The organism is Streptomyces sp. NPDC054840 (assembly GCF_053611065.1).
In genome coordinates, this window is the sequence record NZ_JBSGZP010000240.1 from 1 (window position 1) to 9,853 (window position 9,853).

Sequence of the window (9,853 nt, forward strand, 5' to 3'; positions counted from 1 at the left end):
CACATGTTCCGGGACGGGACCTACTTCCCGCTCTCCTTCTTCTTCGCCTCGGCGTCCTCGATGACCACCTCGGCGACCTGCTGCATGGACATCCGGCGGTCCATGGACGACTTCTGGATCCAGCGGAAGGCGGCCGGCTCCGTCAGCCCGTACTGCGTCTGCAGAATGCTCTTCGCACGGTCCACCAGCTTGCGCGTCTCCAGCCGCTGCGAGAGGTCCTCGACCTCCTTCTCCAGCGCCCGCAGCTCCGCGAAGCGGGACACGGCCATCTCGATGGCCGGCACCACGTCGCTCTTGCTGAACGGCTTCACCAGGTACGCCATCGCACCGGCGTCCCGGGCCCGCTCGACGAGGTCCCGCTGCGAGAACGCGGTGAGCATCAGCACGGGCGCGATGGACTCCTCCGCGATCTTCTCGGCCGCGGAGATCCCGTCCAGGACGGGCATCTTCACGTCGAGGATCACCAGGTCGGGGCGGTGCTCACGGGCGAGCTCGACGGCCGTCTGCCCGTCACCGGCCTCGCCGACGACGGAGTAGCCCTCTTCTTCGAGCATCTCCTTGAGATCGAGACGGATGAGCGCCTCGTCCTCGGCGATGACGACCCGGGTCGTCAGCGGCGGAACGTGCGACTGGTCGGCGTCGGGCGTGGGCGTCGACTCGTGCTCGGCGGTCACGGATGCTCCTCGGTGCAAGGCGGTTAAGCTCCCACGAGCCTACCTAGCTCCTGTATGTTTGTGACACGGAGGGTCTTAGGTATCCTTCGTTTCGAAGGGGCCCCGGTAGCCCAGCGGCAGAGGCAATGGATTCAAAACCCATTCAGCGTCGGTTCGAATCCGACTCGGGGCACTTCTCCTTCAATTTCAAGGTCGTCTAGCGACTATTGCGATCTTCACTCGTCACGGTGAACGAAACTTCGAATTGCGACCAACCGGGCGAACAACAGCGAAGCTCCTGCGTCGTGGAGCACAATCCCGCGATACGCGAAGAAGCAGTCCTGCTGTTACGCCGAGGCGTGACCAATCGGGTGGTGGCCGAGAGTCTGGGCGTGCCCCGCGGCACCGTCGGCTGGTGGCGACACCAGGACCGGAAGAGCCGGGGCGAGGCCTATGAGCCGCCCACCGACTGTCCGAGGTGCACCGGCCTTGACGTCGACCGGCCCGCCTACGCCTATCTCCTCGGCCTCTATCTGGGCGACGGTCACATCATCTCGAAGTACAAGCAGCACCACCTCTCCATCTTCTGCGACGCCACCTGGGTGGGTCTCATCGCCGCCGCCGAGGAGGCCCTGCATCTCGTGATGCAGATCCCGCGGGTGAGCCGTCGGCAACGACAAGGATGCGTCGAGGTGCAGTCCCACTCGACCCACTGGACATGCCTGTTTCCGCAGCACGGGCCTGGCAAGAAACACGAGCGGCGAATCGTTCTCGAAGGCTGGCAGCAGGAGATCGTCGATGCCCATCCGTGGGCGTTCCTGCGGGGGCTGATCCATTCCGACGGGTGTCGGGTCACCAACTGGACCGTCCGGAACGGCAAGCGCTACGAGTACCCGCGGTACTTCTTCACCAACAAGTCCGACGACATCCGGAAGCTGTGCACGGACACGCTCACCAAGGTCGGGGTCCGGTGGACGGTGCTGGCGCGGGGCAGTGATCCGTTCAACGTGTCCGTCGCGCGGAAGGATTGCGTCGCCCTCATGGACGCCCACATCGGCCCGAAGTACTAGCTGCAGGGGTGGGTGGTGGTCCTGGTGGCCGGGTCGTAGGTGATCAGGGGCGGCAGCTCGTGGTGGCCGGTGACGGTTTCGGCGGTGAGGACGGCGGGGCGGCCGCATGCCGTGCCCAGTTCGGTCAGGAAGCGCAGTACGTCGGCGACGTGGGCCCCGTCTTCGATGCTGTCGGGCCAGAGGGAGAATTCGATCCCGTCGACCGGCAGATGGGCCGAGAACCAGGTGCGGCCGTATCGGACGCCGAGGGTTGCCGTGTAGCCGTCCTCCAGTGCGTCGAGCCGGTCCCCGGCGTCGTTCCCGCCGCTGTCCTCCCCCTCGGCGCCGCTGTACCAGGTGAGCTGGTCGGCGGCGGTGCCGAGGTGGCGCAGGACCTGGTTCCAGTGTGTGTCGTCGGTGCCTGTGACGGTGATGTCGCGGAGGCTTCCGTCGACGGAGAAGACGTCGCACATCCACGGGTCCGGGAGGTGGCAGGTGCCTGGGCGGGGTTGGCACTCGTGCTCGGGTCCGGCGTCCGGTGCGTGGGGCGGCTGCGTGGTCATCCGGTCGGTCCCCCGTGTGCGTCCGTCGTGAGGGGCCAGTATGGCGTGACGGCGATCGCCGTTGCCGCCGAGGTTGCGACCATGCGGCGGAGGGTGTCGATCGTGGCGGCGTATGCGGTGTCATCGATGCCCTGCCGCGTTGCCGCGTGGACCTTGGCGTTGCGGGCGTGGGCGCGGAGGCGGCCTGTTTCGCCGGGTCGGTTGGTCCACCAGTGGGGCTGGGTGAGGTGTTCTTCGGCGAGGGCGGTGCGGAGGCCGCCGATGATGAGGTGTGCGGTTTGGGGGGCCCAGTAGCCGATGGGCTGGGCGGCGAGCTGCTGCGGGGAGTTCGCGCTGGCCGTCATGTCGCGAACGTATGACCTCAGGTGAGGTCGAGGTCAGGGATTGGTCGACGAGCGCGGCCCGAGGTGATTTCGGCGCTTGCGGGTGACCGCGTCGGGCGGGGTGTGGTGGCCCGACGCGGTGCGTCGTGTGCGGGTGGTGCGTCAGTGGACGGCGTCGCCGATGTGGTGGATGCGGACGAGGTTGGTGGAGCCGGTGACGCCGGGGGGTGAGCCGGCGGTGATGACGACGGTGTCGCCGGGTACGCAGCGGCCGATGCGCAGGAGTTCTTCTTCGACCTGGGCGACCATGGCGTCGGTGGAGTCGACGTGGGGTCCGAGGAAGGTTTCGACGCCCCAGGTGAGGTTGAGCTGGGAGCGGGTGGCCGGGTCGGGGGTGAAGGCGAGGAGGGGGATGGGTGAGCGGTAGCGGGAGAGGCGGCGGACGGTGTCGCCGCTCTGGGTGAAGGCGACGAGGAATTTGGCGTCGAGGAAGTCGCCCATTTCGGCGGCTGCGCGGGCGACGGCTCCGCCTTGGGTGCGGGGTTTGTTGCGGTCGGTGAGTGGGGGGAGGCCTTTGGCGAGGATGTCTTCTTCGGCGGCTTCGACGATGCGGGACATGGTGCGGACGGTTTCGATGGGGTATTTGCCGACGCTGGTTTCGCCGGAGAGCATGACGGCGTCGGTGCCGTCGATGATGGCGTTGGCGACGTCGCTGGCTTCGGCGCGGGTGGGGCGGGAGTTGTCGATCATCGAGTCGAGCATTTGGGTGGCGACGATGACGGGTTTGGCGTTGCGCTTGGCGAGTTTGATGGCGCGCTTTTGGACGATGGGGACTTGTTCGAGGGGCATTTCGACGCCGAGGTCGCCGCGGGCGACCATGATGCCGTCGAAGGCGGCGACGATGTCGTCGATGTTTTCGACGGCCTGGGGCTTTTCGATCTTGGCGATGACGGGGAGGCGTCGGCCTTCTTCGTCCATGATGCGGTGGACGTCTTGGATGTCGTGGCCGCTGCGGACGAAGGAGAGGGCGATGACGTCGGCGCCGGTGCGCAGGGCCCAGCGGAGGTCTTCGATGTCTTTTTCGGAGAGGGCGGGGACGGAGACGGCTACGCCGGGGAGGTTGAGGCCTTTGTGGTCGGAGACCATGCCGCCTTCGATGACGCGGGTGTGGACGCGGGGTCCGTCGACCGCGGTGACTTCGAGGGTGACGCGGCCGTCGTCGACGAGGATGAGTTCGCCGGTGGTGACGTCGGTGGCGAGGCCTTTGTGGGTGGTGCCGCAGGTGTGGCGGTCGCCTTGGTGGTCTTCGACGGTGATGGTGAAGTCGTCACCGCGTTCAAGGAGTACGGGTCCTTCGCGGAAGCGGCCGAGGCGAATCTTCGGGCCTTGAAGGTCGGCGAGGATGCCGACGCTGCGGCCGGTCTCGTCGGAGGCCTTGCGTACGCGCTGGTAGCGCTCCTCGTGTTCGGCGGTGGTGCCGTGGCTGAGGTTGAGGCGGGCGATGTCCATTCCGGCTTCGACCAGGGCTTTGATCTGGTCGTATGAGTCGGTGGCGGGGCCCAGGGTACATACGATTTTCGCTCGGCGCATGAGGCGAGCGTATTCCCCTACCTGCGGGTAGGAAATCGCTTCCGGGTGTCCGCTCAACAACCGTTGAGCAAATGCTTGTTGACAACTGTTGAATGTGCGTGGGGGTGCTCTGATGAGCACCCCCGGGGGTGGCGTTTGTGGGTTCTTCAGAGTTGTGGAGGGGTCATGGTGAATCGGGCGTTCACCTGTGCGTAGACGGTTTGGCGCTGGGGTTCGAGGTCGAGGGGCGGGGGGCCTGCGTCGTCGGCGGCGCTGAAGGCCATGGTGCGCATGCCGGCGCCGGGGGCGGGGGTGAAGGGGGCGGCGTTCTCGGCGCCGAGGTCGGCGAGTTCGACGAGGGCGGCGAGGTGCGCGCCGAGGGCTTCGGCGTATTCGCGGGCGCGCTGGACGGCTTCGAGTACGGCTTGGCGGCGGGCTTGGCCGTGGGCGGGTGAGGTGGGGCGCAGGGCCCACCAGGGGCCGTCGATCTGGGTGAGTTCGAGGTCGGCGAGTCGGGTGGTGAGTTCGCCGAGGGTGGTGAAGTCGCTGAGTTCGGCGGTGATGTGGACGCGGCCGTGGTAGGCGCGGATGCGTTCGGCGCGGCCGTGGCGGGTGAGTTCGGGGGTGATGGAGAAGGCGCCGGTTTCGAGTTTTTCGACGGGGTCGCCGTAGCTTTTGATGAGGTCGAGGGCGGTGTTGTTGCGGCGGGTGAGGTCTTCGAGTGCGGTGCGGCGGTCGGTGCCGCGGGCGCTGACGGTGATTCCGATGCGGGCGATCTCGGGGTCGACTTCGATGCGGGCTTCGCCGCGGACCGCTACGCGGGGTACTTCGGGGGTTCCGTAGGGCTGGTGCGATGCGTCCTGGGTCATGGTTTCACTGTCGCACTGTGGCTCGTTCGGGTGTGGTCATCGGATCGAAACCTGGCGGGGGTGTTGCGGCTTGTTACTGCTGGGCCAGAATCTACGCGCGTTGTTCAGGCCTCGAAAGGGAGATGGTATGGCGTTCGACCGTAGGACTTTCCTGGGCACTTCGGCTGCTACGGGTGCTGCTGTGGCGTTGGCGGGGGCCACGAGCACCCCGGCGGCGGCGGTTCCGCGGGAGGTGGAGGGGTCCGGTGCCGGGGTGCGGACGTACTCGTTCACGGTGATGGGTACGACCGACTTGCACGGGAATGTCTTCAACTGGGATTACTTCACGGACAAGGAGTTCGACGACAAGGCGCACAACGACGTCGGTCTGGCGAAGATTTCCACGCTGGTGGAGCAGGTGCGGGCGGAGAAGGGGCGGCGTAACACGCTGCTGATCGACGCGGGTGACACGATCCAGGGCACGCAGCTGTCGTACTACTACGCGAAGGTGGATCCGATCACCGCGCGGCGGGGTCCGGTGCACCCGATGGCGCAGGCGATGAACGCGATCGGTTATGACGCGGCGGCGCTGGGGAACCACGAGTTCAATTACGGCATACCGGTGCTGCGGAAGTTCGAGGAGCAGTGCGATTTCCCGCTGCTGGGGGCGAACGCGCTGGATGCGCGGACGCTGCGGCCGGCGTTCGCGCCGTACAGCATGCACTGTCTGCGGACTCCGTGCGGGCGTGATGTGAAGGTGGCGGTGCTGGGGCTGACGAACCCGGGTATCGCGATCTGGGACAAGGCGAACGTGCAGGGGAAGATGACGTTCCCGGGGCTGGAGGAGCAGGCGGCGAAGTACGTGCCGAAGCTTCGGTCGATGGGTGCGGATGTGGTGATCGTGTCGGCGCATTCCGGTTCGAGCGGTACGTCCTCGTACGGGGACCAGTTGCCGTACATCGAGAACGCGGCTGCGCTGGTGGCGGAGCAGGTGCCGGGGATCGACGCGATCCTGGTGGGGCACGCGCACACGGAGATTCCCGAGTACCGGGTGAAGAACAAGGCGACCGGCAAGGACGTGGTGCTGTCGGAGCCGCTGAAGTGGGGTCAGCGGCTGACGCTGTTCGACTTCGAGCTGACGTGGGCGAAGGGCCGCTGGTCGGTGGCGAAGGTCGCGGCGAAGGTGCTGAACTCGAACACGGTCGCGGAGGACGAGAAGATCACGCGGCTGCTGTCGGACGAGCACCGCAAGGTCGTGGCGTACGTGAATCAGGTGATCGGTACGTCGACGCAGGCGATGTCGTCGGCCGAGGGGGCGTTCAAGGACGTCGCGATCATCGATCTGATCAACCATGTGCAGGCGGAGACGGTGAAGGGGGCGTTGGCCGGTTCGGAGTGGGCGGCGCTGCCGGTGCTGTCGCAGGCGTCGTGCTTCTCGCGGACGGCGGCGATCCCGGCGGGTCAGGTGACGATCAGGGACGCGGCGGGTCTGTATCCGTTCGAGAACACGATGGAGGCGCGACTGCTGACGGGTGCGCAGGTGAAGGACTACCTGGAGTACTCGGCGCGGTACTTCGTGCGGACGGCGCCGGGTGATGTGGTGGATCCGGCGAAGCTGACGAACGCGGAGAGCATTCCGGACTACAACTACGACGCGGTGTACGGGCTGGCGTACGACATCGACATCGCGCAGCCGGCGGGTTCGCGGATCACGGGGTTGTCGTTCCAGGGGAAGCCGGTGGATCCGGCGGCGCGGTTCGTGCTCGCGGTGAACAACTACCGGGCGTCGGGTGGGGGGAACTTCCCGCATGTTCCGCAGGCCAAGCAGCTGTGGGCGAACTCGGACGAGATCCGTAACACGATCATCCAGTGGGTGAAGGCGAAGGGGACCGTCGATCCGGCGCAGTTCGCGTCGGTGGACTGGCGTCTGACGCGGGCCGGGGTCCCGGTGTTCTAGGCGCTGGTCGCCCCTTGGGGGCCGGGTCCGCGGCGGCGGGTCCCGGCCCTGTGTGCGTTCGGGGGGCCCTTGGCGTGGAAAGACGTTTCCTCGATGTCGAGCGCTGGTGGATTCGTGGAGGGGGTTGCCGGTGGTGGGGGTGGTTTCGGGTGGTTTCTACGGGTACTCGACGAGCGGGAGGAGTTCGCCGGCGGGGCGGGGGCGGGTGTGTTCGCGCTGGTCGAGGCCGAAGGTGGTGAAGGCGGTGCGGGCCGGCTGGGGGTAGGGCTCCTTGCCGGTGAGGGTGTTGAGGATGGCGGCGCTGCGCCAGGCGGCGAGGCCGAGGTCGGGGGCGCCGACGCCGTGGGTGTGGCGTTCGCCGTTCTGGACGAAGATGCTGCCGGTGACGGTGGGGTCGAGGATCATCCGGTAGCGGTCGTCGATGCGGGGGCGGCCGGAGGAGTCCTTGCGCAGGTAGGGGTCGAGGCCTGCGAGGAGGCTGCCGAGGGGGCGTTCCTGGTAGCCGGTGGCGAGGATGACGGCGTCGGTGGTGAGGCGGGAGCGGGTGCCCTGCTCGGTGTGTTCGAGGTGGAGTTCGACCTTGGTGGTGGCGACGCGGCCGGCGGTGCGGACGCTGACTCCGGGGGTGAGGACGGTGTCGGGCCAGCCTCCGTGGAGGGTGCGGCGGTAGAGCTCGGCGTGGATGGCGGCGATGGTGGCGGCGTCGATGCCTTTGTGGAGTTGCCATTGGGCGGGGACGAGCTGGTCGCGTACGGGTTCGGGGAGGGAGTGGAAGTAGCGGGTGTAGTCGGGGGTGAAGTGTTCGAGGCCGAGCTTGGAGTACTCCATGGGGGCGAAGGAGGGGGTGCGGGCGAGCCAGGTGAGGCGTTCGCGGCCGATGGGGCGGGCGCGGAGGAGGTCGAGGAAGACTTCGGCACCGGACTGGCCTGATCCGATGACGGTGACGTGTTCGGCGCCGAGGATGCGTTGGCGGTTGTCGAGGTAGTCGGCGGAGTGGATGACCGGGACGGTGGGGGCGTCGGCGAGGGGGCGCAGGGGTTCGGGGACGTAGGGGGCGGTGCCGATGCCGAGGGCGAGGTTGCGGGTGTAGGTGCGGCCGAGGGCTTCGGCTTCGCCGGTGGCGTCGAGTTGGGTGAAGTCGACTTCGAAGAGGTCGCGTTCGGGGTTCCAGCGGACGGCGTCGACCTGGTGGCCGAAGTGGAGTCCGGGGACGCGGCCGGCGACCCAGCGGCAGTAGGCGTCGTATTCGGCGCGGTGGATGTGGAACTGCTCCGCGAAGTAGAACGGGAAGAGACGTTCCTTGTGCTTGAGGTAGCTGAGGAAGCTCCAGGGGCTGGCCGGGTCGGCGAGGGTGACGAGGTCGGCGAGGAAGGGGACCTGGAGGGTGGCGCCTTCGATGAGGAGGCCGGGGTGCCAGCGGAAGTCGCGGCGCTGGTCGTAGAAGGCGGTGGCGAGTTCGGCGGCGCCGTGTCGGGGCAGGCCGTGGGCGAGGGCCGCGAGGGACAGGTTGAAGGGGCCGATCCCGATTCCGACGAGGTCGTGGGGGGTGTCGAGCTGGGCGGTCATCGGTGGGTGCTGCCTTCCAGGAGGGAGATGAGGTGGTCCAGGTCCCCCGCTGTGGTGTGCGGGTTGAGCAGGGTGGCTTTGAGCCACAGGCGGCCGTCGGCGTGGGTGCGGCCGAGGACGGCGCGGCCTTGGTCGAGGAGGGTGCGGCGCAGGGTGGCGAGGTGGTCGTCGTCGGCGTGGGTGGGCCGGAAGAGGACGGTGGTGATGGTGGGGGGTGCGTGGAGTTCGAAGCCGGGGTGGGCGTCGAGGAGTCGGGCGAGGTGGTGTGCGGTGTCGACGGTGCGGTCGATGAGTGCGGCGAGGCCGTCGCGGCCGAGGGCGCGGAGGGTGGTGGCGATCTTGAGGGCGTCGGGGCGGCGGGTGGTGCGTAGGGAGCGGCCGAGGAGGTCGGGCAGGCCGGCGTCGGTGTCGTCGGTGGCGTTGAGGTAGTCGGCCTGGTGGGCGAGGGGGGCGAGGAGGGTGGTGTCGGGGACGGCGAGGAGGCCTGCGGCGACGGGCTGCCAGCCGAGTTTGTGCAGGTCGATGGTGAGGGAGTGGGCGCGGCCGAGTCCGGCGACCGTGTCGCGGTGGCGGGGGCTGAGGGCGAGGAGGCCGCCATAGGCGGCGTCGATGTGGAGGTCGGCGCCGTAGTGGTCGCAGAGGTCGGCGATGTGGGTCAGGGGGTCGATGAGTCCGGCGTCGGTGGTGCCTGCGGTGGCGGTGACGAGGGTGGGGCCGGGGGTGGTGGCGAGGGCCTCGGCGAGGCGGGCGGGGTCGAGGGTGCCGGCGGGGGTGGGGAGTTCGGTGGCCGGGGGCAGGCCGAGGAGCCAGGCCGCGCGGGGGATCGAGTGGTGGGCGTTGGCTCCGTGGAGGACGGTGAGGGCGGGGCCGTGGCGTTCGCGGGCGAGGAGGACGGCGAGTTGGTTGGCTTCGGTGCCGCCGGTGGTGACGAGGGCGTCCGCGTGGGGGGTGGCGTAGAACTCGGCGGCGAGGGTGCGGGTGAGGAGGGCTTCGAGGGCGGAGGCGGCGGGGGCCGGGTCCCAGGAGTCGCGGGAGGGGTTCAGGGCGCTGGCGGCGAGGGCGGCGGCGGCCGCGCCGGCGCGCGGGGGGCAGTGCAGGTGGGCGGCGCAGAGGGGGTCGGCGGGGTCGGCGGCGCCTGCGGCGAGGGTGTGTACGAGGGTGCGGAGGGCTTCGTGGGCGCCGGTGCCGTGGGCGGGGAGTACGCCGGCGTCGCCGAGGGCGGCGTGAACGCGGGCGGTGACGGCGGTGGGGCCGCCGGCGGGGAGGGGGCCGCGGGCCGGGGCGGGGTGGTGGGGCGCGGCGGGGTGGGGGCGGTGGTGCCGGGC

The 9,853-nt window shown here is 68.8% G+C and carries 9 protein-coding genes and 1 tRNA gene; 3 read left to right on the top strand and 7 right to left on the bottom strand.

What is annotated here, in order from left to right:
* Positions 1–20: 20 nt before the first annotated feature.
* The gene (locus ACWGIU_RS18650) at positions 21–674 is read right to left on the bottom strand and encodes an ANTAR domain-containing response regulator (protein ID WP_030762326.1); all 654 of its coding nucleotides are present in this window, start codon (positions 672–674) and stop codon (positions 21–23) included.
* A gap of 99 nt (positions 675–773) precedes the next feature.
* On the opposite strand from ACWGIU_RS18650, the gene ACWGIU_RS18655 reads away from it, so the two are divergent.
* Positions 774–846 (top strand) — tRNA-Leu (locus tag ACWGIU_RS18655).
* 166 nt (positions 847–1,012) lie between these two features.
* Entirely contained in the window at positions 1,013–1,723 is a 711-nt protein-coding gene (locus tag ACWGIU_RS18660) for a helix-turn-helix domain-containing protein (protein WP_453707127.1), read from the top strand.
* On the opposite strand, the gene ACWGIU_RS18665 is transcribed toward ACWGIU_RS18660, so the two are convergent.
* The 4 genes from ACWGIU_RS18665 to ACWGIU_RS18680 form a co-directional block, all read right to left on the bottom strand.
* A complete protein-coding gene (locus ACWGIU_RS18665; RefSeq protein ID WP_453707129.1) occupies positions 1,720–2,265 on the bottom strand; it encodes a hypothetical protein in 546 nt (181 codons plus the stop codon). The two genes, ACWGIU_RS18660 and ACWGIU_RS18665, sit on opposite strands and share 4 nt — an antisense overlap.
* The gene (locus tag ACWGIU_RS18670; RefSeq protein WP_453707131.1) at positions 2,262–2,609 is read right to left on the bottom strand and encodes a hypothetical protein; all 348 of its coding nucleotides are present in this window, start codon (positions 2,607–2,609) and stop codon (positions 2,262–2,264) included. The genes ACWGIU_RS18665 and ACWGIU_RS18670 overlap by 4 nt, the downstream gene beginning before the upstream one ends.
* 141 nt (positions 2,610–2,750) lie before the next feature.
* Positions 2,751–4,178 carry a pyruvate kinase gene (gene pyk, locus ACWGIU_RS18675; RefSeq protein ID WP_453707133.1) on the bottom strand — a complete coding sequence of 476 codons (1,428 nt, stop codon included), beginning with the start codon at positions 4,176–4,178 and terminating at the stop codon, positions 2,751–2,753.
* A gap of 146 nt (positions 4,179–4,324) precedes the next feature.
* On the bottom strand, positions 4,325–5,026 hold the full coding sequence (locus tag ACWGIU_RS18680; protein WP_453707135.1) for an SIMPL domain-containing protein: 702 nt from the start codon (positions 5,024–5,026) through the stop codon (positions 4,325–4,327).
* 127 nt (positions 5,027–5,153) lie between these two features.
* Between ACWGIU_RS18680 and ACWGIU_RS18685 the strand changes: the two genes are divergently transcribed.
* A complete protein-coding gene (locus ACWGIU_RS18685) occupies positions 5,154–6,962 on the top strand; it encodes a bifunctional metallophosphatase/5'-nucleotidase (RefSeq protein ID WP_453707136.1) in 1,809 nt (602 codons plus the stop codon).
* A 156-nt stretch (positions 6,963–7,118) separates the two neighbouring features.
* On the opposite strand, the gene ACWGIU_RS18690 is transcribed toward ACWGIU_RS18685, so the two are convergent.
* Both ACWGIU_RS18690 and ACWGIU_RS18695 read right to left on the bottom strand, forming a co-directional pair.
* Positions 7,119–8,528, bottom strand: coding sequence for a lysine N(6)-hydroxylase/L-ornithine N(5)-oxygenase family protein (locus tag ACWGIU_RS18690; RefSeq protein WP_453707138.1), 1,410 nt, complete (start codon positions 8,526–8,528; stop codon positions 7,119–7,121).
* Positions 8,525–9,853 (bottom strand): pyridoxal phosphate-dependent decarboxylase family protein (locus ACWGIU_RS18695; RefSeq protein WP_453707140.1); only part of this gene is annotated, 1,329 nt, incomplete at its 5' end. The genes ACWGIU_RS18695 and ACWGIU_RS18690, both read right to left, overlap by 4 nt.

Excerpts from the sequence above, each read along its gene's own strand:
- ACWGIU_RS18690 (WP_453707138.1), bottom strand. The coding sequence starts at position 8,528 with ATGACCGCCCAGCTCGACACCCCCCACGACCTCGTCGGAATCGGGATC.
- ACWGIU_RS18665 (WP_453707129.1), bottom strand. The coding sequence starts at position 2,265 with ATGACCACGCAGCCGCCCCACGCACCGGACGCCGGACCCGAGCACGAG.
- pyk (WP_453707133.1), bottom strand. The coding sequence starts at position 4,178 with ATGCGCCGAGCGAAAATCGTATGTACCCTGGGCCCCGCCACCGACTCA.
- ACWGIU_RS18685 (WP_453707136.1), top strand. The coding sequence starts at position 5,154 with ATGGCGTTCGACCGTAGGACTTTCCTGGGCACTTCGGCTGCTACGGGT.
- ACWGIU_RS18680 (WP_453707135.1), bottom strand. The coding sequence starts at position 5,026 with ATGACCCAGGACGCATCGCACCAGCCCTACGGAACCCCCGAAGTACCC.
- ACWGIU_RS18670 (WP_453707131.1), bottom strand. The coding sequence starts at position 2,609 with ATGACGGCCAGCGCGAACTCCCCGCAGCAGCTCGCCGCCCAGCCCATC.